This window comes from uncultured Methanobrevibacter sp., from assembly GCF_900314615.1.
Lineage (GTDB): Archaea > Methanobacteriota > Methanobacteria > Methanobacteriales > Methanobacteriaceae > Methanocatella.
Genome location: NZ_OMWA01000007.1, coordinates 31,676 through 56,028 on the forward strand (window position 1 = coordinate 31,676; position 24,353 = coordinate 56,028).

Here is a 24,353-nt window from a genome sequence, read left to right on the forward strand (position 1 = left end):
TCTTTTTCAATACCACAATTTTCTCATGTCAGTTTCCATCTGGGAGTAGTTATTAACAACATGAGTTCCACTGTAATCATAAAAAACAACTATAAATATTAACAGGATAATTATAACCGCTATTAAAATTATTGTCCATCGCCTCAATTATTCACCAACCATTGTCAAAGTTACTGTTCTTGAACGTCTCGGCCCATCTAATTCTATGAAAAATACTGACTGCCATGTTCCCAAATCAAGTTTTCCGTTTTTAACAGGCAATGACTCACTTGAAGAGAGAAGAAATGATTTCAAATGAGACCTTGCATTATTGTCAATTCGGTCATGAGAGTAGGAATATTTATCAGTGATTAAATTATCTAAAGTAAACTCCAAATCAGACAAAAGTCCGCTTTCATTTTCATTAACAACAATTGCGGAGGTGGAATGTCTGGAAAAAATAGAGACTATTCCCTCGTTGATGTCTAAAAGATCATTGATTTTGGAGGTAATGTCAATAATTTCAAAGTTTTTATTTGTATCAATTTTAAAAGAATTAGATTTAACTGTCATCGGTTAATTATATGTTAAAACTTATATAAAAAGAAAAAAAAAGAAAATGAAATTTTAATCAAATTCATTTTTTGTTCTGTAACCATATATCAAACATCCCATTAAAGCTACAATACTTAGCACAACAAGTCCTGATGTATCTGTAACTTCTTTTGAGATTTTACTTGGAGGAACTATTTCATATGCTTTTCCTTCTTCGGATACTTCACCCTCACTGGCATCTCCAGCATTTACATCACCATCAGTTCGAACATCCTGACCATTTTCAGATGAGTCCTGACGGGTTCCTGATGCATTAGTACCATAGACTCCGGAATTTTTATTATTGGAGTAATGTGCACTATTGGAAGTACCATTTTGTTGGTTTCCGTTTCCTTTTGCTGTTCCACCAGTATTTGAATCGGTTGAAATCTGTGAACTTGAACCGTCAGCTCCACGAAGACCATCAGTTGACTGTGAAGTTGATGAGTCCTGATTATCATCTTTTTCACCGGATGCTGTCCTATATGTAAATCTGACAGGTTCACCCCCAATCATGACGTCAAAATCATATTCCTTATCAGGATCCAGATTTGCATCAACAGTGGCTTTACCGTTTATGAATTTTGCAGCATACTCATTACCGTCAACATTTACGGTTGTATCAAATGTTCCAAATTCCTTTACGGCTTCCCCTTTAGAATCATACAACTGAAGACCAATACCCTTTTTAACTGATACTGTTCCCATTTTCATAATTCCTGAAAGAAGCATCGGGCAGACGAAAGTATTTGAATCATCAGTTGAATCAAACCAGTTGTCACCTAACTTGAATACAGGCAACTCCGGATTGTTTTTAGCCTGATACATTTCGTTATGCGCCAATACATTATATTTGACTTCAAGTCTGCCGGGAGAATTCCCCTTTGAGGTTTTAAAACCTGAACCGAAGAGCAATCCATTCCCGGTTTCATATACTCCACCAGTTTCTTTTATTGATGGATTTTTACGGTTGCTGGTAAATGAATTTGAATTGATAATGTCATAATTTGATGTGGAATTGATGAAAATACCGTTGAGATTCTCATAAACGTTATTATGCTTGATTATGTTGCCGTAAGACATGTTCTGTAAAGTTATTCCATTCAAAACATTATGATGGATATCATTATAAACAATACTGTTGTTGTTTATGTTGGAAGTTTCGATTCCGGATCTTGCATTATTGAATATTGTATTATTCTTAACAATGCTGAATCCAACATCCTTAAGCTGAAGTCCATCACTCTGGGATTTTGAAATTGAATTGAAACCTACAAGGACATTGTTAGAATTTTTAACAAGCATTCCCGCTTTGTTCCCACCTGTTATCACATTATTTTTAACTGCCGTATTGTCAGATGAATCAACAATAACCCCATAGTCACTGGAAGTGGATATGATTGTTATTCCTGATAAAATACTTCCACCACTATTTCCTGTGAAGTAAAATCCGAAGGTCTTGTCTATTCCCAGTTCCTGAGCCTTACTGCTGATTTTATCACATGCATAAATCTTAGTGTTAACTTTTGAAACGATATTCAACTTCTTATCTACTACTAAAGAGATGTTTTTGTACTCTTTTGAAGTAAATTCAAAGGCATCACCATCTTTTGCATTATCGAACAGCAACTGAATATCATCATTCGACAGTTCATCAGAAATTTGATATGAATTACCTTGTGAAGTTAAATTATTATTGTTTATTTCAGTAGCATTTACTGTTGAAACTAGTAATAAACTCATTAAACATATAAATAAAAGAATAATTGTCTTTTTATCCATATATAAAACCCTCATTACTATTTAATCAAAAATAAAATTTAAAATTATGAAGTGAATTAAATTTATTATTGATTAATATTTATTATATTTACATTTAACACATATAAAGTTTATTAAATTATCTATAAAGTATAATCTATTGTTATAATATATTCTAAACTACATTAACAATGTTATATAAAAATAGTTTAAATAATAAAAAATACAAACTATAATTGATTGCTTATCGATAAAAAGTCAATAAGCAATTTAGAATAATTTGAAAAAAGATGATTATATGAACAAAAAGGGTTTGTTTATTACTACATTATTAGTTTTCGCTATTGTTCTAGGTTCATCTGTAGCATTTGCAGAAGATACATCTGATATTGCTATAAATGATGAATTAGGATTAACTGAAAACTCTGACATAATTCAAAGTACAGAAGATTCAAAGTTATCTTCAAGCTACGACATTAAAGCAAATTCAGATAGTGCAACTATTCAAAATACTATCAACAATATGAGCGATGGAGATACTTTAAACTTCGAAGAAGGAACATATAACGACATTTGTATATATGTAGACAAAAGTATTACAATCAACGGAAATGGCGCAACATTAATCGGATATGAAAATCCTAACGAAAATACTACTCCAGATAAAGTTATCACACCTACACAGGCAGGAGGATACGGAATAGGAAATTATGCGACATTATATATTATGAATACCACCAATGTTGCAATCAGCGGACTGACCATAGTCGGCCAGAATGCTGCATACGGCCAGGCAGCAGTTTACGCTACCCAAGCTAAAAACTTGACAATTGAAAAATCAGTAGTAACAGGCGGATACTGGGGAATTTATTTAAACTCATGTGCTGACGGAAGCATAACCGGCAACACAGTTCAAAACCAGGAAGCAATTGGTATAATTAACTTCGGATCTGCAAAAACACTTATTGCAAACAACAAAGTAATCAACGCTAAAAACCACGGAATCGATGCAAGACACGGTACCGGACCTAATGTTCAAATTATAAACAATACAGTTATTGCATCCAAAGAAGGAATTTATTTAATGCATTCCAAAGGCCACACTGCAACTGGAAATACAATAATCAACTGTACTACAAGCTCTATCACATGTTACGGATCAGGTCAAATTACTATTTCAAACAACACCATGAAAAAATCCAGAATCGGAATTTTGCTTGGTGGAGGATACTATGACATCAACATTGAAGAAAACACCTACGCTTTAGACAATTTACCTTTCCCACCTACATTCGTTTACTATGTAGCTCAGGCGGACAGCACCCATCAGAGTGCAGCAAGTATTGTAGGAACATATACCGACAGTTCTTCAACAGATGTTCCTTACACTTCAGATGCTGAAATTGCAGTTCCAGTTAAAGTAAACCCTGATTATGCGGCAATTGTAAATCCAACAGGAACTACATACACAGCTGCAAGTGGAATGACCGCAAGTGAAATCCAAAGCATTATCGATTCAATGGCTGACGGAGACACCTTATCCTTTGAAGCAAATGCAGTATACAATGACATTTCAATTTATGCTGATAAAAACATCAAAATTATCGGTAACAATGCTACTTTAATCGGATACAACAACATCAACGCTTCTAATGTACCTGCAAAAATCAGAAACTCAACTGCTGATGGAGGATATGCAATCGGAGAATATGCAGTATTGTATGTTGTAAACACAACCGGTGCAGTAATCAGCGACTTAAATATCGTTGCACAGTATCCTGGATATGACACAACCAAAGCAACCACAAGTACCGAAGAATATAAAACCGTCGGATTACATATTGAACAAAGCAAAAAATTCTCTGCAGTCAATTTAGATATTACCGGCGCATCATGGGGTATTTTTTTAAGAAGTTCACCTGACGGCCTTGTAGCAAACAACAATATCCATGACGTCTACACTACCGGAATCATGAACTTCGGTTCAAGAAATACAACAATCATGAGCAATACAATTACAAATGCTTTTAACCACGGTATTGACGTAAGACACGGAACCGGACCTAACGTAGTTGTCTTGAACAACACCATCAGCGGCGCTAAAGAAGGAATCTATCTTATGCACTCCAAAGGCCACAGTGTTTACGAAAACACAATCAGCAACTACAAAATCAGTGCAATTACCGCTTACGGATCTGGAAATGAAGCTATCTTCAACAACACCATCGGCACAGGAAGACTACACTTCCTGCTTGGTGGAGGATACTACAATGTAACCATTGGAGAAAACAAATATCCTGCTTCATCAATGTACTACCCATTCCCACCAACATTCAGGGAATTCATCGCATTTGCAGATTCCAAATACCAAAGTGCAGACAATGCTGTTGGTCTTTACAGTACCAATACAACTACCAAACTTGCTGCTGAAGACATAAACATGACTTCCACAAAAGGAACTGTTAAAGTAACATTAACAGACGGTTCAGATAGGCCATTATACAACGAAGAGGTTATCCTATCATTAAATGGTGCAAATTACACTGCTAAAACAGATGCAAACGGTGTTGCATCCTTTGAAATCACTGCAAAAGACGGTGAAAACACAGCAACATTTATCTACAATGCAAAAAGCTATTTAACAAGTTCGAATGCAATCACAACAATTAATGTTGTAAGAAATGCAACTGCAATTACCGCAGCAAAAGTTACCAAAACATACAATGTTGCTAAAAACTTAGTTGCTACATTAAAAGATGATAACGGAACCGTTTTAGCTAATAAAACCGTAACTATTACCATCAACGGTAAAACCTACACAAGAACTACAAATGCTAAAGGTCAGGTAACATTAGCATTAGCTAATTTAGCTCCTAAAACATCATACACTGCAACAGTTAAATTTGCGGGTGAAGACAATCTCAAAGGATCAACTGCAAAAGTTACTGTCACAGTTAAAAAAGCAACTCCAAAATTAACTGCTAAAGCTAAATCATTTAAAGCAAGCGTTAAAACCAAAAAATATGTTGTAACTTTAAAAACCAACAAGAACAAAGTTCTTAAAAATGTTAAAGTTACTATTAAAGTAAACGGTAAAACCTACTCTGCTAAAACAAACAGCAAAGGACAGGCTACATTGAAAATTACCAAATTAACAAAAAGAGGTACTTTCACTGCTACTGTTAAAACCGTTAAAAACACTTACTACAATGCAGTTACTAAAAAAGTTAAAATTACTGTAAAAAGATAAAGAGATTGAAAAATCTCTTTTAAATTTTCTTTTTTTAAAAATTAAATATTAGCGCATTTTCAATTTTGAATATGCATAAAAAATTATAAATATTCCAATTACCAGCAATACAATCTGAGGAACTACAGCAAATATTATCCTTGGAATGAGTCCGAGCTCTGTCAAAAGCCAGAACACAGCATAAATAACAATCAGAACTCCGAATAAAATAGCTACTTTTAAAAGCAGTTCCTTTAAATCATAAATTGGAAGTCCACCATTGGGTGAAAAAGGCATCTAATCACCTCACAATTCTTTTGTGCCTTCAGGTGTTCCTACAATAACCTTGTCAACCATCTGTGAAAATATTCCATTTTCCACAACACCAGGAATTGAATTCAAATCGATTTCAAGATGTGACGGAGATTCTATTTCATCGAATTTTGCATCGATTACAAAATTGCCGTTATCGGTTATTACAGGACCGTCTTTTCTTTGAGCCATCCTTATTTCACAAACAGCACCCATATCTTCAAGGGTCTGAATTACCATACGGGACGCATCAGGCAGGACTTCTACAGGAACCGGAAAGTCTCCTAATGCCTCAACGCATTTTGACTCATCAACAATGACAATGAACTCCTTTGCAGCATAGTCCACGATTTTTTCTTTTGTATGTGCCGCTCCACCACCTTTGATTAAATTAAAGTCAGCGTCAACTTCATCGGCACCGTCAACGGACAGGTCAATATCATGCTCTTCAAGAGTGGTTATTGGGATATTCCACTGTTTAGCTATCAACAAGGACTGAAATGATGTTGGAATTCCCATTACATTAATTCCCTCATCTTTTATTCTCATTCCCACTTTTTCAATGAAATAATGTGTTGTTGAACCTGTTCCAAGTCCTAAAACCATTCCATCCTTTACATATTCAGCAGCTTTGTAACCTGCATTCTTTTTACTAGAATCATTACTACTCGCATTTTTCATCTATACCACAAACCCCAAAGTCAATTTGTTAAGCTTATAACCTTTTTTGCATTCATTATTATGTTTTCCTTCATGGTTTAAAACAATGCATTTGTCATTTTCCACTAAACCTTCAGGGAAACACAAATCCCTAAACTCACAATCCTCTTCATCACAATCAGGAGCGTTGAATGTAAATGTGGAACCTTCAAAGATACTTTTGGAAGTTGTAAGCAGGTCAATTTTGGCTCTGTCAACCTCAACAGGAACAACAATCCCGTCACCGTGAATAGGGCATTTCTGCTCATTGTCACGAACTTCAGTAATTACATATTTCCTGTTTTCCTCCAGACTTCCAATGCAGGAAGATTTAAATCTACATTCTTCACATTCATCAGCAGGACCTAAAAAAACAAATTCCTGACCTTCCTTTGCTAATTTTTTACCTATTAATGTAATCATTAAATCACCCCTGTTTTTTGTGCAAGTTCATATGCCGCTTCTTTTGAAATTCCGTTATCTCCTAAAATTGTATATCTTTCAGGCCTTATTTCATGAGCCATAACCAATGCATCTATGATATCTTCGTCAGAAATTCCAACTTCTTTTGCAGTTGTTGGAGCCTGTACTGCTTTTAGAGAATCTCTGATAGCTTTCCAGTCCCCTCCATGAAGATACATCATCATTATTGTTCCAATACCGCATTGTTCACCATGCAAAGCAGGTTTGTCCAGAATTTTATCAAGTGCATGGGAAAAGAGATGTTCAGATCCGCTTGCAGGTCTTGATGAGCCTGCGATGCTGATTGCCATTCCTCCGCTGAACAGTGATTTCATTACAATTCTTGCACTTGGTTCGAGATTAGGTTTTATATTAGCCACATTATCAGTAATCAGATGAGCTGACATTATAGACAATGCTGCAGCTGATTCACTGAATGATTCGTTTTTAAGCCTGTGTGCCAATTCCCAATCCTTTATTGCAGTAAAATTAGATATTAAATCCGCACACCCTGCAGAAAGCAGTCTGAAAGGAGATTGTGCGAGAAGTTCTGAGTCTGCTATAACAGCTATCGGTGAGTGTGCCGCAACAGATATTGAAGTATTAGGATTTTTAATTGATGCCATAGGAGATACAATACCGTCGTGAGAAGCTGTTGTCGGCATGGATACGAAATACACGCCCTGATTGAATGAAGACAGTTTAGCTACGTCAATTACTTTTCCGCCGCCGATACCTAAAACAGTAGTGTCAGAGGTAATCATTTCTTCGACTTCAGATATTGATTCGGCTGATGCATTTTTAACTTTAATTACATCATAATCAATATTTTCGACCTCAAGGCTTTCAATTACAGGTTTTGCACCTACATCATATGTATGGGAACCTGTAACGATTAAAATCTTTTTATCCAAGTGCAGAGATTTACAGATTTCTGCAGTATCCTTAATAATGCCCGGATCAATGTAAACTTCTCTCGGCATTTGTATTTTCCTATTACTCATAATATCTCCTAAAATTAATTATACAATATTATATATGTGAATAGTAATTATAAATAGATTTCTTATCAAGGAGATATTGATTAAAAAAATATAATACTTATTAAAAACAGATAATTTAATATTATAAAAAATTATCAGGTGATATGGTGGAAAATTTTGACGAATGGTTTCATGATATTTTAGAACAAGCGGATATAACTGATTCAAGATACCCTATCAAGGGAATGGCTGTTTGGAGACCTTACGGTTTTCAGATAAGAAAACATTCAATGAATATAATAAAAAAATTACTGGATGAAGATCATGATGAAGTACTGTTTCCTATGCTTGTTCCTGAAAGTGAGCTTGCAAAAGAAGGAATTCATGTAAAAGGATTTGAAGATGAAGTATACTGGGTTACAAAAGGCGGTCAAAGGGAACTGAATGAACAACTAGCCTTAAGACCGACCAGTGAAACTGCAATCTATCCGATGTATTCATTATGGATTAGAACTCACATTGACCTTCCAATCAAAATGTACCAGATTGTAAATACATTCAGATACGAAACCAAACACACAAGACCTTTAATCAGAGTAAGGGAAATTACTACATTCAAAGAAGCACACACAGCTCATGCAACCAAAGAGGAATCAGATGAGCAAATCCAGGACTTTATTGAAATGTATAAACAGTTCTTTGACGATCTGGAAATTCCGTACTTAATTTCCAAAAGACCTGAATGGGACAAATTTCCAGGTTCTGACTACACAATGGCCTTTGATGTAATAATGCCTAACGGTAAAACCCTTCAAATAGGTACAATACACAATTTAGGTCAGACTTTTGCAAAAACTTTCGACATTACCTTTGAAGACAAGGACGGCGAACACAAACTTGTCTATCAGACCTGCGCAGGAGTATCCGACAGAGTCATTGCATCAGTAATAGGAATTCACGGAGATGACAAGGGATTAAGATTACCACCGAAAGTATCACCGAATCAGGTTACCATAATTCCAATTTTATTCAAAAAAGGAAAAGAAGAAGTCCTGGCAAAATGTGCAGAAATTAAAGAAACTCTAGAGTCCAGAGGAATCAGAGTCAATATTGATGACAGAGACATAAGACCCGGTAAAAAATTCAATGACTGGGAGCTTAAAGGAACTCCGATTAAACTTGAACTTGGACCTAGAGACCTTGAAAACAACATTACAATTGCAATGGCAAGAGACACTGAAGAAAAAACAGAAATTCCACTGGATGACAATCTGGCAGATAAAATTATTGAATTATTAAATCAGTCCTCTGATAACCTATCTGCACAGGCATGGGCTTTCCAGGATGAACATGTCAAGTTTGCAAACACCTTAGAAGAAGTTCCAGAGCTTGTTGAAGCGGGAAATGTTGTTAAATTCTACTGGTGCGGAGAAGAAGAAGTAGGGCATGAAATTGAAGAGAAAACTGGTTATGATGTTTTAGGTATCCAGGAAGAAGTTTCAGAGGGCAAATGCATAGCCAGCGGCAAGGATGCAAAATACATTGCTTTAATAGCTAAAACATACTAGTGATAATATGGACAATATCTATGCAATAATACCTGTTACCACATTCAAAAATGCAAAAACCAGACTTTCCCCGTTTTTATCTGAAGAAGAAAGGGAAAATCTTCTAAAAGCAATGCTTCATGACGTAACAGATACATTGAAAAAATATGTGGATAAGATAATTATTATCAGCAGAGATGAAGACGTATTGAGTTATGCTGAAAGTTTAAATGTTAAACCGATGCTGGAAAATGAAAACTCCAATCTGAACAAGGCTTTAACACAGGCCATGAAGTACTGCAAGGGAAAGGTCAGGAAAGTAATTATTGTTCCTTCAGACATTCCACTGATTGGAAAAACAAACCTGAAAATGCTTATTGATGCATCAAAAAACCTTGATTTCATTATTGTTCCGTCCAAAGGCGGTGGAACAAACATGATTATCATGAAACCTATGGCGATACGCACAAGATATGAAGGTTTCAGCTATAAGGAACATGTCAATGCCGCCGAAAAGAAAAAACTGAATCCACAGGTTCATGACTCATTCTTTATGGCCCTTGACGTTAACACATCCCAGGATTTGGGCGAAATAATGATTCACGGTGAGAAAACCCACACCAGACAATACCTGAAAGAACTTAAAGTTTCAGTTGAATCTTCCCGTGGCGAACAGAGACTTGACGTTACAAGAGCTGATTAGATGATCGTAATGTCCATTGCAGGTGTTGACCCGTCAGCAGGAGCAGGAGTGTTTGCAGATTTGAAGACATTTCAGGCTATCGGAGTTTATGGAACTGGAATTGTAACTGCTTTAACAGCTCAAAATCCATACAAATTCTTTTCAACACTACCTGTCAGTGAAGCATACATTGAAGAGCAGATTGATGCAGTAATGGATTCATATGAAGTTGAATTTATCAAAACAGGGATGCTCTATTCACCGGAAATTATAAAACTGGTTTCTGGAAAAATTAAGGAATATGGCCTGAAAGCAGTTGTTGATCCGGTTATGGTTGCAACTTCAGGCGGAGACCTTACAAAGGAAGATATTGCAAAATCTCTGAATAAACATCTGCTTCCAAATTCCATTTTAACAACACCAAACATTGCCGAAGCCGAAAAACTGACAGGTATGAAAATCGATTCAAAGGAAAGTGCAGAGAAAGCTTCCAAACTGATTAAATGTGATAACCTGATTACCGGAGGACATCTTGACGGCCTTAACACTATCAGCATAAGCGGCGAAGTTACATTTAAAAAGCAGGAACTGATTGAAACCGAAAACCTTCACGGTACCGGATGTAACCTCTCAGCGGCAATTACTGCGTATCTGGCTCAGAACAATGATTTGAAAACCTCCATTTTAAAGTCACTTGACTATGTATACGAAGGCATTAAAAATGGAAACCACGGAACACTGATTGCTAAAATTTAACCATTATTAATCTCAAAGTAAGTTTGAAATTACTTATTTCTTTTTATACTCTTTTTTACAATATTATCTTTATGAAAACAATATTCGATAAATGCAAATTAGGGAATTTAAATCTCAAAAGTCGCATCATTAGAACCGGGCTTTGGGAGTCCCAGCAATGCGATTTGGATGCAATATATGAAAGATACGAAAAGATTGCTTCAAGCGGCGTTGGACTGATAACTTCAGAGTTATATTCAATATATCCTAAGGACAAATTCAGCGAACATTCATTTAAAATGAACAATCTCAATTTCATGACAATGGCAAGAAAACTGGCTGAAATTACACACAGCTACGACGTACCCATTCTGGGCCAGGTCGAATTCATCAAATATAACCGGGGACATGATTTGGATATTGCAGTAAATGATTTGACAATGGATGATATCCGCAAAATACAATCAGACATAATTGAAGCTGCTCAAAAACTTCAGGTTGCAGGTTTTGACGGTATACAGTTATCTATCGGAAACAATTTCTACTTATCCAAGTTCATCAACCCTTATTATAACCAGAGAAATGACAATTATGGAGGAAATGTCTTCAACAGAATGAGACTTGTTCTGGAACTGGTTAAAGTGATGAAAGACAATCTTGATTTGCACATTTCATGTAAGGTAAACACTTTTGATGAGAGAAAAGACGGATTTGATTCCCATGAAAGTCTTGAAGCATGCAAACTGCTTGAAAAGGTAGGTGTCGATTCAATTCAGGTAACAAGGCCTCTTTCACCATTATATTTCACAAAAAAATTATCCGGTGAAGATGAACTTATCAACTACACAAAAAAACTTATTGACAGTGTTGATGTTCCGGTTATTGTCGGCGGCGGATTCGATGACATGAACCACATGAACGACATACTGAACAGAACAGATATAGAATTCATGTCCATGTACAGGCCGTTTGTTGCAAAAAATGATTTTTTAAAAGACTGGAAAACTAATGCTGAAAGCAAATCAAGATGCCTCAAGTGCAATAACTGCTATAGAACTAAAACAAGCACATGTTATCATTACTAAAAAAAAAAGAATTATGGAGAATTAGTTTATAAACTATTCTTCCATGTTTAAATCTTTTACAATGGATTCCTGAAGCTTTATAAATTCAGGAGAGTCCCTTCTTCTTGGCCTTTCAATGTCAACGTCAACGACATAAGCAATACGGCCAGGATTTTTATCAAGAATCACTATTTTATCTGCAAGATATACCGCTTCATCCACATCGTGAGTTACAAAAACGATTGTATTTTCAAATCTTTTCCAAACTCCAATCAGCTGTTCCTGTAACTTATGTCTATTTTGCATATCCAATGCAGAAAACGGCTCATCCATAAGCAAGATAGGTGAATGGTTAAGCAAGGATCTAATAATTGCAACCCTTTGTTTCATACCACCTGAAAGTTCATGAGGATAGCTATCTTTAAAGTCAATTAAACCGACACTTTTAAGATATCTTTCTGCAGCAGCAATATTTTCTTCCTTGGAATTTTTAGTTGTCATCTCCAGACCGAAGGTAACATTCTGAAGAACAGTCAGCCATGGGAATAAAGAGTATTGCTGGAAAATAACCGCTCGGTCACCTGACGGTTTTTTAACTACTTCACCGTTAGCGACTATTTCACCGGAAGTAGGCTGATCAAGACCTGCAATCAGTCTTAGGAGAGTGGTTTTTCCACATCCTGAAGGTCCTAAAAGACAAACCAGTTCACCGTCATTAATAGTTAAATTAATATTTTCCAAAACAGATAATTCATCCTTCTTTTTACCTTCAAAGGATTTGTTAATATTTTTAACTTCAATTGCCATGATTTCACCTACCAGAATATCCTGTCTTGTGCTTTAGTAAATACGAAGTCAAACACTAAACCGATTAAACCAATAACCAGCATACCCACTACAGTAGTACCTGTATCGAATAAATTAGTTGCTGTTAAAATCATATAACCTAATCCGCTGCTTGAACCTATCATTTCTGCAGAGATTGTACACATTAAAGCAATACCAATACCCACTTTCAATCCGGAAACGATGTATGGAACAGCTGAAGGCACTACAATACGTTTTAAGACATTCCAATCATTAGCTCCTAAAGTCTGAGCTGATTCTACTAAAACCTTGTCGGTTCTTTTAACCCCATCAAGAGTATATATCAAAATAGGGAAAACACAACCCATGAATATAATAAATACTGCAGGAACTGTACCTATTCCAAACCACAAGATTGAAAATGGAATCCATGCAACAGGAGGAATCGGTCTTAATATACTTATTACAAAAGTAGCAATATCCTCCAAAGTCTTATACCATCCAAGAAGAATACCTAAAGGAATAGCCACAATTGAAGCCAGTATCAAACCTGCAAATACTTTAAATAATGTATCAATAGTATTTGTCAAAAGTTTTCCATTCTCAATAACAACCCATGCGGAATTTAAAACATCCAAAGGACCCGGTAAGATATATGCTGAAAATAATCCCAAACCGTTGGTGATTAGATACCAGAACAATATTAAAATTACCGGTAAAATTAAAGGAATGAATTTATTTTTATAATTTTCAAACATTTAATCACTTAATAAAATTTTTATACATAAATAGTTATGTTATCATATTATAAAAACTTTAAAAAAAATAGACTCAAACAAAAAAAAAGAAAAAAAGAAAAAAAATTAAAAAATTATGCTGTTGTTCCGAAGAAGAAAAATGTGAGTCCAAATGTAGCTACTATTATTATATCAATTATCAGCATAATTACTGCAATGATGATTATATATTTTGCGTGTTTTTTGATATATTCATCATCACCTTTAACAAAGTACAATACCAAACCGTAAATTAAACCTATAATCGGGAAAAATACTGCAAGAATATAACCAAGTATTGCAAGAACTGTTCTAGAATCCACTGTTTCACCTCCATATTTATAGATTATAATAAATTATGTAAACAATAACTTATAAAATTTATGAATTACAGCAATGCCATCAATTTTTTCTCTTTTTTTTGTTTGTTGGTGCTTTTATTTTTGTATAAACTAAGTCTTTTTTAGAAATTTCAAGTATTTCTTTCACAGTTCTGCTTTATCTCTTTTTGATCGTTCACAGTAGTCTTGGCCTTTCTTCTTTGATATTTCCGATGAGATTGTTAATATTGGTTTTGTATTTGTATAGAAAAATTAGAAAAAATTCTTAGCGTGACGGCATTGAAAAAATAGACTCAAACAAAAAAGAAAAAGAAAAAAAAGAAAATAAATTTTGGAATCACAGATTATTCTAAAATCTTACTGTGCCAATTTATAAGCATCATAAGCAGCGTAAATTGAGAAAGCTAAAGAAAGAATAGCTAATATTCCAGCGGTAAAGAAAGCTAAAATTGCTAAAATAATCCATATAACTATAAACTTTAATCCTTTTTGACTGTCATCAAGAAGAATTTGACCTAAACCCGGAATAATAAATGATAATATTGCAGCGACAATAGGACTTACCATGTGTTTTACCCCCATATAAATTAATTATTTATAAATGTGATTAACATCCTTAATAAATCTTTTTTAAAAATAAGCAAAACTGAATGTTTTTTGAAAAATAAATAAAAAAAGAAAAATTATGAAGCATCAGCTACTTCAATAGCTTCAACTTCAATATCATTTGAAAAATCACTGTCATTTAAAACAGATTTTGTACTCATCGCACCGAAAAGCATTGTGGATAAGTTATGTATCATTGAAGATGTTGACGGTGGAATAACACCCAATACCCCCAATACTAAAAGAGAACCGTTTACTGCTACAATATTGTGGTAGTTGGAGTTGATTTTATCAAGCATTCCTGTACTGAGTTTTCTTAAAGTTACAAGGTCGTATAAATCATCTGACAGCAGTGATATGTCTGCAACTTCACGTGCAATGTCGGATGAATGTTTCATTGAAACAGACACATCCGCAGCTGCAAGTGCAGGTGAATCGTTAATTCCGTCTCCGACCATGATTACGGTTTTACCGTCTGCTTTGAGTTCTTCAACAATTCTTGATTTGTCTTCCGGAAGGACCTGTGACCTATATTCTGTGATTCCAAGTGCTTTAGCTCCTGCTTTTGCACCGCTTTCACTGTCACCGGTAAGCATTATGACATTTTCAATGCCTAATGACTTAAGCTCTTCAATGACATATTTTGCCTCTTCCCTTACAGGATCATCAATGCAGATTAATCCTTCAAGTTTTCCGTCGATTGCAAGATATACTACAGAATGTTCAGCAACTTCTTTTTCTATCTTTTTCTCCTGACGTTTGGTGACTTTTACGTTTTCATCATCAAACAGGAAGTGTCTGGATCCTATTACTGCACGTTTGCCGTCATATTCTGTTACAATACCATGAGCAACAATGTATTCAACTTCACTGTGGTCTTCCTCATGCTTGAGACCTTCCTCTTCAGCCTGTTTTACAATAGCTGTAGCGATACTGTGTGCAAAGTGCTCCTCGATACATGCGGCCATTCTTAGAATATCATCGCGTTTGTATTTGCTTGACATTGGAATAACTTCAACAACTTTTGGAGTTGCATTTGTCAGTGTTCCGGTCTTGTCAAATACTATTGTATCTGCATTTGCATATGCTTCTAGGAATTTTCCTCCCTTAATCATCATTCTGTTGTCTGATGCTTCACGCATTGCAGAGATGATTGACAGAGGAGTAGTCAGCTTAATTGCACATGAGAAATCAACCATAAGTACAGACAACGCTTTTGATGCGTCTCTTGTAATCAGATATGTCAGTGCAGTTGCAAGGAAACTGTAAGGAACAATTGAATCAGCAAGCCTTTCAGCCTTACTTTGTGTATCAGCCTTAAGCTCTTCTGAGTTTTCAATCAGATCAATGATTTTGTTTAATCTGGTTTCCTTGTTCATTGAGTAAACTTCAACAATGATATTTCCTTCTTCGATAACAGTTCCGGCATGAACTGTTTTTCCTTCTGCTTTATGGACCGCCAATGGTTCTCCAGTCATGGAGGCTTCGTTAACCATTGCCTCGCCGTCAACTACTTTACCATCCACAGGAATTACATCTCCCATGTGGATTTTGATTTTATCTCCTTTTCTGATTTCCATTGCAGAAACCTGTTTTTCTTCACCATCGTCTCCGACTACCCAGACTGTATCAATATTTAAAGCTAAACTGTCTTTTAAAGTACTTTTAGCTTTCTGTACTGTGTAGTCTTCTAAAGCGTCGGAGATAGACAATAAGAACATCATTGAGCTTGCAGGCTGATATTGTCTTTGCAATAGAGCCCCTGCAACAGCCGCACCGTCAAGCAGTGCCACATCTATGCGGAAATCAGTCAAGCTGTCCAGACCTTCCCAGATATATTTTGAAGCACGGATAATTGTCAGTGCATTTTTAATAGGAAGTGGCAGGAACCATCTTCCAAGCAATCTGCGAGCGGTCATCTTTGCCAATTTTAAATAGAAGTCATCAGTGATTTCCTTTGAAACCTGAGTTTGTGTAGGTTCTCCTTCAACAAGATCATCCATTGTGAAGCTATTTAAAATTTCAAAAATTTTCTGCTTGTTTTCAGGGTTTCCATCATAATATATGGTTATACTACCGTTTCTATGAGAAGTAAAAACATCATGGATAAAATCATAATCCAAAAGTAATGAGGCAAGCCCGTAGCCTTCTTCTTTTGTGAAAGCCCATTGGCCGGCACGGACTCTTAAACGAGGCCCGTTATCATGCATTACTTGATATTTCATTTTAATAACCTTGAATAAGTTTATTTAATCTTTAGATTCAATGTAGATTTCTTTTTTATCTTCAGCGTGAGCATCATCAACAATATCTTCAGCGTTTTCTTTCATGTCCTGGAAGCATTCTTCAGCATCCTTTTTAGCAGACATTACAGATGCCATACCTTTGGTAGCTGCATCTTTAACTGTTTTGGATTCGAGTATTTTTTTACCGATTAAAGCGGTTGCAACTCCTGCTGCAAAAATTAAAGCATGTTTATGTTCTACACATTTGTCAATTATTTCATTACGTTCCATTTTTATACCATCCTTTTTTTAAAAAAAAATTGAAGCCTTTTAGACCCCAATATTAAATCAATTTATTATTTTATTACCGGTACAAAAACTTCCGCTCAGCATAAAAGTGATTTGAACCCGATGACAAAACTTATGCAAACCTAAAAATTATATTTATTTTACATGAGTTATTTGACAATATAAATTAAATAAATTATTATATATAAATAATTCGATTGATAAATTGGTTTTAGGCTAATAAAAGTATTTTTATTAGGTTATACTAAAAAATAATTTATGTAAGACAAAATAATTTTTAGTTTTTCCAAAAAAAATTACTGAAAAAATACTTTAAAAATCATAACCTCACTTGAGTTAAAGAACGAGACGGACATTTGACTATACACTCAAGACATTGCCTGCAACGCCTATTGTTTAGTGTCCAAGTCCTGTTGTGCCTGCTGACTGTTATAGCATTTACCGGACAGAGCATTTGGCATTTACCGCATAATGTGCATCTGTGAATATCATTTCCTATTCTCCATCTGGATTTATAAGATGATGCCAACAATTCTGAAAAAACAAATTTACCAATTTCAAGGCCAATTGAATGGCCTCCACCATGTCTTGCTCTCATAATACACTCCACAATTTTTAGGTATACCTAATTATATTGTCAATATTATATAAATATTTTGGAATACCTAAATTTTAGAAAATAAGTTTAAATAGGATGCAAATGTAAAGAATAGATATGGTGAAAACTTGAGTGAAAACAAGAAATTTTTCTCAAAAATAGGATTTAATTACCTGATTTTAGGTATTTCGGCTATAATACTGCAAGTAGTCCTGATGAATGTGGCATCATTAGCAAATATTGACATATTCAGCAATTACAACATCCTGACAATATTTACAGCAGTCTGCAACTACCTGCTGCCGTTGCCGATTATCATATATCTTATGAAACGGATTGAAAGTGAAAGCATTGAAAAGCACTCACTGAGCATCAAAACATTTCTGAAATACTTTGCTGTAACACTTACGTTAATGTGGGCCGGAAACATTATCGGACTGGTCATTACAATCCTTTTAGGAGGCCTAACACAGACAAGCATTTCAAATCCTGTTCAGGATATGATAAACTCAACAAACATCTGGCTGAATCTCCTGCTAATCAGCATAATCGGACCTGTATTTGAAGAGTTTTTCTTCAGAAAGCTTCTGGTAGACAGAACAATCAAATATGGTGCCCGAGTCAGCATAATACTCTCAGCAGTGATATTCGGATTTTTCCACGGAAACCTCAATCAGTTCTTCTATGCGTTTTTCATCGGAGGATTTTTCGCATATGTCTACATTAAAACCGGAAACATCATCTATCCCATTTTACTGCATATTGCTGTAAATCTTATGGGATCTGTTGTAAGCCTGTTTGTCACAACAAGCGTTGAGACAATAACTTCAGGAACAGTCTATCCCGCAGACCTTGCGATAGTGCTGATTTATATTTTAATTGTAGTAATTTCATTCGTGATTGGGATGGTTTGCCTTGCAAACTATGATAAATACAGATTCTACGGTCTTAAAACAAAAATAGGACTGACACATCCAATTAAAACAATGTTTTTAAACTATGGGATGATTTTATTTATAGTGTTTTGCCTAATTGAAATAATACATCAGTTGATAGGCTAAAAAAAATTTAAAAAGAAAAGATTATCAAGCTTTATCTTCTCTTTCTTCTTCGATTGCTTCAGTAACGCTGTTTAAAATCTGAAGTGATTTGGAAAATGCAGGCATACCTGAAGTTAAAAGGACAACTCTTAAAACGTCAACAATTTCTTCTTTAGTAATACCTAATACTTCAATAGCGCTTCTGATTTGTTTTTTGGTAGCTCTTGGATCTGCACGGGAAGCAGTAATACCAATGGCAATCAGTTTTTGAGTTTTATAATCCAATACTTTACCGTCCCAGACAGTTTCATTAATGTTGGATACCAAATCAAACAGGTCCGGATGGCTGTCTTTTAACTCTCTTATACCTTTGCCGTAATATACATCGCCTTTCATAAAGATAGTATGAAAGTTGTCATACTTATAGATTTTGTCGGAAAAATATTACTTTTCAAATGCTCTCTCTAACAATATTTAAAAAATAAAATACATAGGTGATAGCATGAATAACGAGCTCATTAAGAATATGTGTTTAAGTTGCAATCATTCAAAACAGACACAGAACAACTATAACCTTTCACTTCGGAAGTACTGTGAATATTTCGACATGTCACTTGAGGAACTTCTGATGGAAGCTGAAGAAGATGAAAAGAACAATGTAAGATGGAAAAATTGCCGTTTAAGAGCTAAACTGATTGAATTCAGACCCCACCTGTTACAGAATTATGCTGCAAGCACTGTGAAAAAACACATCTGGAGCATCAAATTCTTTTACAAATTCTATGACATTGAAATACAATCATTGCCTAGAGTTACCCAACAGTCTTTGAGAAAACCTCAGCCAATCTACTATAAGGATTTGCCTGACAAAGAAGTGATAAGGGAAGCATTTAAAATATCTTCACCATTGATGAAAGCCATAATACTGTTTTCATGTTCAAGCGGTTGTGCCAGAGCAGAAGCATTGAGTTTAACCATACAGGATTACATAGATGCAGTATCAGAATATATACCTAGGCGCAGAATGGACATTTTTGAGGTAATTGATTTCTTGAACGAAAAGGATGATGTCGTGCCTACCTTCAATCTCCGAAGGAAAAAAACAAACAAATATTATATCACATATTGCAGTCCAGAAGCAGTAAATGCAATCAATGCATATATTTTAACACGCACAGATTCAGTTAAAAATGACAGCCCCCTATTCGATGTAAGCCCAACACATCTTGGAAGATCATTTCAAAAAATAAACGATACATTGAATCTTGGAAATGTTGGAAAATATGCTAGATTCAGAAGCCACATGCTGAGGAAATTCCATGCAAGCGCATTATACAACGACGGCATGAGCATAGACAAGGTCAACGATTTGCAGGGAAAGGCTAAAAACGTAACTGATTCCGTTTATTTCATGACCAATCCTGAAGAGTTGAAATATGAATACATCAGGCATTTGCCTGCCGTAACAATCAATATGGATGTTGAAAAGCTATCAATCAAGTCTCCTGAGTTCATGCAACTGGAAAATGATAAAAAGAAATTGGAAACTGAACTAGAGGTCCTTAAGCGAGAAGTGGCAGATATCCGATCGATGAAAAAGGATTTTGAACTCCTTAAAGCACAGATTGGAAAATAATATTGTGATGGCATTTGACCCTGTTGGATGCCATTGCCAAACATTCCTAATACTTGATGCCAACCCTGATATAATCAATAGCTAATATTTTTCTTTTAATTTGATGAACTGGATTTGACATTAACGGTCGCCGTTTCGGATTTGGATTTAGATTTTACACTGGGATATATATGCAATGGTTTCGGAAAGTAAGTTTTGAATAGCTAATGGCCGATGTTAATGTTATTTAGAAATTATCCATACCATACTGGAAGAACATCATATCTAATATTTTCATTTGAGGATATCTAACACCATCTTTTTCAAATTCTCTTAATAACTTATTTAATTCATCTTCATTATCTTCATAAAATTTGGCTAGTGCTTCTATAGACTCAATGTTTGGCTTTTTTTCAGCAATTCCATATGCTGTAACAACATCAGTAAAATAAGTATCATATGCAGGTATGCATGCTAATGTTCCAAGTAAAATTTTTGTTGCTAAAGTATCACTAATACTTTTATTTTTCTTGTAAACTCTTTTAACTTCCTCAACTCTATTACCATATAACTCTTCTTTAATTTTAACTATGAGACCACTAATATTATCTTTTTCATTATTCAAGTTATCATATGTTATATTCCAAAGTTTATCATATTTTTCTTTCATTAATTCTTCAACTATAGGGATATGAATTTTATAATCTGTATATAACAACAGTGTTGAACCTCTATACATGCCCCAACTTGCTAAGTAAAAAGAAAGATGAAGTGCTAAGTAATCATATTCATCTTCGCTTAATTCAGAACCATTTTTTCTTTTTTCATGCTTTTCATTAAAAACCTTATTACAATGTTCCCATGAACGATATCTTGCATATTTATCTTCATTTCTTATACAGTGAAATTTTTCTGCTGATTTTATTAATCCCTTAATTGGATATGCATCACTCATATTACCACCAAATGATTCTTGTTATAATATTGATGGTAATGTTAATTAAATTAAATGTAAGAATTTTATTTGAATTATATGGATGAACTTTAACATTAACGACCACGATATTGGAATTTGAATCTGATTTTAAACCCCGATATATATGCAAGGGTTTCAGAAAGTGAGTTTTGAATAGCTATGTTGATTGTTAATGTTACATCCAATCGTTATCTTTACAACAATATCTTTTTTAACTCATTGCTCATTAATTCCTGTCTTTTCTCCATAAACTCTTCGAAATTAGAGAGATCATATGATATGCCTCTTGGAAGATATTTCACATTCTCTTCTCCATATTCCTCAAGCCAATCCGCAAGAGATGTTGCGTTTTTAGATTCATTTTTTGTTCCTTCTAACAATTGCAAGTTTGCCAATGTGTTTCTACGTCTACGCCAATCTTCTTTCACACTATCATCAATCACATTGCCATCTTTAAGTATTAAGTCCTTGATATTCTCCTCTTCAAAACTAGCATGTGGATGCATATGATCTTGATGGAATACAATTTCATCATAGTTCAAATTAGGATACAGAAGAGACAATATCATAAATGTATACGAACCAATCTCATATGTTTCAAACATGGAGTCAATCTCATCTTCAGTGTATCGTAGAGTTCTATCACCAGTAAATCTAATGTTATTAAGGTTGGACATGCTGAATGAATCGGTTGGTACTTCTTTTAATGCCCTTCTAATACTTGTCAATGCAGAATTAGATGCTGCACCAAAAATCTGTTTTAACTGTGCGATGACTATATATTTTCTTAACTCCATTTTATTACTGCTTGATTTAAAATCACCACCTTTAAATATATAATAAACTATGGGTGAAACAGCAACATATGAAATCATGTTTTCTGAATTAAATCCGAATTCATTTAGCAAGTCTACTGTGTCTTTGATAGATTTACTAATTGCATCCCAGTTATCTTTAATTTTCATGACACTATCCTTTTTGAATGTTTCTACTTTTAATGTCACAGGCATATCTAAAAGATAAAGGCATGTACGCATTATAAAATCATTAGAAAAGCTGAATCCTTTTCCCTTTTGGTTAATTGTGGAAAGTAACTTATCGATCTCATCTCTTGCATCATCCCAATGTGAAACAATAGTTGAAAAGAGCAAATCACTTTTTGACAGTACAGTTCCCCCTGAATTTACTCTTACGAAAATATCCAAGACCTTATCAATTGAATCTCCTTCAACTTCAAAATAATTGATGATATCATCACGAACTAATCTTGTATGTAGTAAAGCAAAATTTTTCCTTGCCACTTCATTTTGTGCAAAGTCACTTTTGAATATAACTTCTGTCAAATCTTCAGTTGAATATTGAAGAATATTTTTTACTTTATACCAAATCTTGCCATCATTATTATTCTCAGCTTCTTCGGTAGTCAAAAACTTAAATTTATAAGTGATATCCTCATCATCGATTTTTTCACTAGTTAAATCAAAATACAATTCTTTTTCTGGAAAAGCATCATCATTATTCCATCGTTTTCTAGGTAATTTTCTACTCATGGTTCCCTTAAGAGCAATATATAATGATGCAAGTCTCTGTTGTCCATCCAGAACGGCCCACATAGTTTCATCACCAGGTTCTGAAAATGGTAGTGGCGCAGGGTCATTTTTATTCCTGTCCCGTTCATGATAATCTTTGATAAATTCATACAAAGAATATTCTTTCTCATTTATAACTGCTTTTTTTACTTTCCAAAACAAAAATGTACCAATTGGGTATCCTAACATAATTGAGTCCAATAATTTTGTAATCTGAGAATCTTTCCATACATATTTTCTCTGAATGGCTGGAAGGTATATATCTCCACGCCTTATGTCTTCCAATATATCTTTAATACATTTTTTTGCATATGCCATAATAATCCTCCATCAATATTTAATTGGCATCTTTCATATTATAATTGATGTTGTTGTGAATATAATAATAGTTCAGTTTTTTCTTTTATTTTAATGCATTGACATTAACATTAACGGAGGCCTTTTCGAATATCAAATCTGATTTTAAACCCCGATATATATGCACGAGTTTTCAAAAGCAAGTTTTGAATAGCTAACATGACCGTTAATGTTATTTGATCCAGAATAATTAAATTCTGAATCAATCACTTCGTATAAAAACCAGATTATATGTCTCCAAATATTTCCTCGCCCTTTTCAGTTAATCTGTACAGTTTTCCTCGTTTTACTTCAGGGTTGATGCATTCGACAAGGCCCAGCTCTTCCAACCGATTCAAGGGATTGGAAACATATGTCTGTTTGGTACTATTCCATTCCATGCCTTCCTGAAGAGACATTGCCTTAATATCTATCATATCCCAGTTTTCACGTCCGACTTCCAGATTCCAGTTATAGATTATGTTGCATGTCCGCTGTGAAATAAATCCGTTTTTTAAAACCTCTATTATTTCATCAAGCGAATCCACCAGGAAGAAGATGGAATGGCTTGAATAAAATCCGTATCTTTGAACCCTTTCTTTTTGAGGGATGGAATGTAGGAATTTCAAAGCCTCATCATGTGTGCTTGTCCAAGTCAATCCGGAAACATCTTTTTCATCTGTAAAATCAATTATATATTCGTAAATCCAATTCAGCAGGTTTTTATTGCTTTTGCGGATCATCTTTTTTATACCTCACTTTTTCATTAATAGTGATTAATTGTTTTATGTGACGGATTATTTAAGCTGAAAGTGAGAGCATTTGAAAAGTAATCGCTTCAACAAAATGGCCGTATTGGCATTTAAATTAATTGATATCATTGAACTACCAGCAGTTTACACTGTACTTAAATGATAATCTGATTATATTCGAATAAATACTTTTGACAATAGTTATGCTCTGAAAACAGTGCCCTGATATGTATTTTGATTATGACTTCGTTTCACTGGCAAGTGTTAGGCTTCATTCCAATTTGAATTTTATACAATCTGATTTTTTTGTCGAAATAGTCTGTTGAAATGTTTAGC

The 24,353-nt window shown here is 34.5% G+C and carries 25 protein-coding genes; 7 read left to right on the top strand and 18 right to left on the bottom strand.

All coding sequences use genetic code 11. The features are described 5' to 3' along the window. Positions 1-6 precede the first annotated feature (6 nt). From QZN33_RS03390 to QZN33_RS03400, 3 genes are read right to left on the bottom strand one after another with little or no spacing between them, the layout of a single operon-like run. Complete coding sequence (locus tag QZN33_RS03390) at positions 7-147, bottom strand: hypothetical protein (RefSeq protein ID WP_296789540.1); 141 nt, start codon at positions 145-147, stop codon at positions 7-9. After that, a complete protein-coding gene (locus QZN33_RS03395; RefSeq protein WP_296789542.1) occupies positions 148-552 on the bottom strand; it encodes a secondary thiamine-phosphate synthase enzyme YjbQ in 405 nt (134 codons plus the stop codon). Positions 553-606: 54 nt separating this feature from the next. Continuing rightward, entirely contained in the window at positions 607-2,316 is a 1,710-nt protein-coding gene (locus QZN33_RS03400) for a right-handed parallel beta-helix repeat-containing protein (RefSeq protein ID WP_296789543.1), read from the bottom strand. 316 nt (positions 2,317-2,632) lie between these two features. Here QZN33_RS03400 and QZN33_RS03405 point away from each other — a divergent pair, with 316 nt between their 5' ends. After that, the gene (locus tag QZN33_RS03405; RefSeq protein WP_296789545.1) at positions 2,633-5,584 is read left to right on the top strand and encodes a right-handed parallel beta-helix repeat-containing protein; all 2,952 of its coding nucleotides are present in this window, start codon (positions 2,633-2,635) and stop codon (positions 5,582-5,584) included. A gap of 48 nt (positions 5,585-5,632) precedes the next feature. Here the strand turns inward: QZN33_RS03405 and QZN33_RS03410 are convergent, their stop codons facing one another. Genes QZN33_RS03410 through QZN33_RS03425 form a run of 4 tightly spaced genes read right to left on the bottom strand, consistent with a single transcriptional unit; the run spans position 5,633 to position 8,040 of the window. Continuing rightward, a complete protein-coding gene (locus tag QZN33_RS03410; RefSeq protein ID WP_296789546.1) occupies positions 5,633-5,860 on the bottom strand; it encodes a hypothetical protein in 228 nt (75 codons plus the stop codon). Between the two features lie 9 nt (positions 5,861-5,869). Beyond that, positions 5,870-6,556, bottom strand: a complete 687-nt coding sequence (gene rpiA, locus QZN33_RS03415; RefSeq protein WP_296789548.1) for a ribose-5-phosphate isomerase RpiA — start codon at positions 6,554-6,556, stop codon at positions 5,870-5,872. Next, entirely contained in the window at positions 6,557-6,997 is a 441-nt protein-coding gene (locus tag QZN33_RS03420) for a UPF0179 family protein (RefSeq protein WP_296789550.1), read from the bottom strand. Next, a complete protein-coding gene (locus tag QZN33_RS03425) occupies positions 6,997-8,040 on the bottom strand; it encodes an NAD(P)-dependent glycerol-1-phosphate dehydrogenase (protein WP_296789552.1) in 1,044 nt (347 codons plus the stop codon). Before QZN33_RS03425 ends, QZN33_RS03420 begins: the two co-directional genes overlap by 1 nt. A gap of 143 nt (positions 8,041-8,183) precedes the next feature. On the opposite strand from QZN33_RS03425, the gene proS reads away from it, so the two are divergent. The 4 genes from proS to QZN33_RS03445 all read left to right on the top strand — a co-directional run bounded on the left by proS (position 8,184) and on the right by QZN33_RS03445 (position 12,068). Continuing rightward, positions 8,184-9,587, top strand: a complete 1,404-nt coding sequence (gene proS, locus QZN33_RS03430; protein WP_296789553.1) for a proline--tRNA ligase — start codon at positions 8,184-8,186, stop codon at positions 9,585-9,587. 7 nt (positions 9,588-9,594) lie between these two features. Then, positions 9,595-10,269, top strand: coding sequence for a 2-phospho-L-lactate guanylyltransferase (gene cofC / locus QZN33_RS03435; protein WP_296789554.1), 675 nt, complete (start codon positions 9,595-9,597; stop codon positions 10,267-10,269). Continuing rightward, positions 10,270-11,004, top strand: a complete 735-nt coding sequence (thiD, locus tag QZN33_RS03440) for a bifunctional hydroxymethylpyrimidine kinase/phosphomethylpyrimidine kinase (protein WP_296789556.1) — start codon at positions 10,270-10,272, stop codon at positions 11,002-11,004. It abuts the gene before it with no gap. A gap of 71 nt (positions 11,005-11,075) precedes the next feature. Then, on the top strand, positions 11,076-12,068 hold the full coding sequence (locus tag QZN33_RS03445; RefSeq protein WP_296789557.1) for a tRNA-dihydrouridine synthase: 993 nt from the start codon (positions 11,076-11,078) through the stop codon (positions 12,066-12,068). A gap of 33 nt (positions 12,069-12,101) precedes the next feature. Here the strand turns inward: QZN33_RS03445 and QZN33_RS03450 are convergent, their stop codons facing one another. The 7 genes from QZN33_RS03450 to QZN33_RS03480 all read right to left on the bottom strand — a co-directional run bounded on the left by QZN33_RS03450 (position 12,102) and on the right by QZN33_RS03480 (position 17,709). After that, positions 12,102-12,854: an ABC transporter ATP-binding protein gene (locus QZN33_RS03450; protein ID WP_296789559.1), complete on the bottom strand. Its 753-nt coding sequence runs from the start codon at positions 12,852-12,854 to the stop codon at positions 12,102-12,104. A gap of 8 nt (positions 12,855-12,862) precedes the next feature. Then, on the bottom strand, positions 12,863-13,612 hold the full coding sequence (locus QZN33_RS03455) for an ABC transporter permease (RefSeq protein WP_296789560.1): 750 nt from the start codon (positions 13,610-13,612) through the stop codon (positions 12,863-12,865). A gap of 113 nt (positions 13,613-13,725) precedes the next feature. After that, a complete protein-coding gene (locus QZN33_RS03460) occupies positions 13,726-13,953 on the bottom strand; it encodes a DUF4870 domain-containing protein (RefSeq protein ID WP_296789561.1) in 228 nt (75 codons plus the stop codon). Positions 13,954-14,328: 375 nt separating this feature from the next. After that, positions 14,329-14,538, bottom strand: coding sequence for a hypothetical protein (locus QZN33_RS03465; RefSeq protein WP_296789562.1), 210 nt, complete (start codon positions 14,536-14,538; stop codon positions 14,329-14,331). A 116-nt stretch (positions 14,539-14,654) separates the two neighbouring features. Further along, on the bottom strand, positions 14,655-16,802 hold the full coding sequence (locus QZN33_RS03470) for a heavy metal translocating P-type ATPase (RefSeq protein WP_296789564.1): 2,148 nt from the start codon (positions 16,800-16,802) through the stop codon (positions 14,655-14,657). 24 nt (positions 16,803-16,826) lie between these two features. Further along, positions 16,827-17,093, bottom strand: coding sequence for a DUF6110 family protein (locus QZN33_RS03475; RefSeq protein ID WP_296789566.1), 267 nt, complete (start codon positions 17,091-17,093; stop codon positions 16,827-16,829). Positions 17,094-17,430: 337 nt separating this feature from the next. Beyond that, entirely contained in the window at positions 17,431-17,709 is a 279-nt protein-coding gene (locus QZN33_RS03480; RefSeq protein WP_296789567.1) for a 4Fe-4S dicluster domain-containing protein, read from the bottom strand. Between the two features lie 128 nt (positions 17,710-17,837). Between QZN33_RS03480 and QZN33_RS03485 the strand changes: the two genes are divergently transcribed. Then, positions 17,838-18,770, top strand: coding sequence for a CPBP family intramembrane glutamic endopeptidase (locus QZN33_RS03485; RefSeq protein WP_296789569.1), 933 nt, complete (start codon positions 17,838-17,840; stop codon positions 18,768-18,770). Positions 18,771-18,794: 24 nt separating this feature from the next. Here the strand turns inward: QZN33_RS03485 and QZN33_RS03490 are convergent, their stop codons facing one another. Then, positions 18,795-19,145: a carboxymuconolactone decarboxylase family protein gene (locus QZN33_RS03490; protein WP_296789570.1), complete on the bottom strand. Its 351-nt coding sequence runs from the start codon at positions 19,143-19,145 to the stop codon at positions 18,795-18,797. 106 nt (positions 19,146-19,251) lie between these two features. On the opposite strand from QZN33_RS03490, the gene QZN33_RS03495 reads away from it, so the two are divergent. Beyond that, a complete protein-coding gene (locus QZN33_RS03495; RefSeq protein ID WP_296789571.1) occupies positions 19,252-20,385 on the top strand; it encodes a site-specific integrase in 1,134 nt (377 codons plus the stop codon). 226 nt (positions 20,386-20,611) lie between these two features. Here QZN33_RS03495 and QZN33_RS03500 read toward each other — a convergent pair whose 3' ends face one another. The 3 genes from QZN33_RS03500 to QZN33_RS03510 all read right to left on the bottom strand — a co-directional run bounded on the left by QZN33_RS03500 (position 20,612) and on the right by QZN33_RS03510 (position 24,008). Then, complete coding sequence (locus QZN33_RS03500) at positions 20,612-21,319, bottom strand: hypothetical protein (protein ID WP_296789572.1); 708 nt, start codon at positions 21,317-21,319, stop codon at positions 20,612-20,614. Between the two features lie 215 nt (positions 21,320-21,534). Then, the gene (locus QZN33_RS03505) at positions 21,535-23,247 is read right to left on the bottom strand and encodes a DUF262 domain-containing protein (RefSeq protein ID WP_296789573.1); all 1,713 of its coding nucleotides are present in this window, start codon (positions 23,245-23,247) and stop codon (positions 21,535-21,537) included. Between the two features lie 266 nt (positions 23,248-23,513). Beyond that, entirely contained in the window at positions 23,514-24,008 is a 495-nt protein-coding gene (locus QZN33_RS03510; RefSeq protein WP_296789574.1) for a hypothetical protein, read from the bottom strand. Positions 24,009-24,353: the final 345 nt, after the last annotated feature.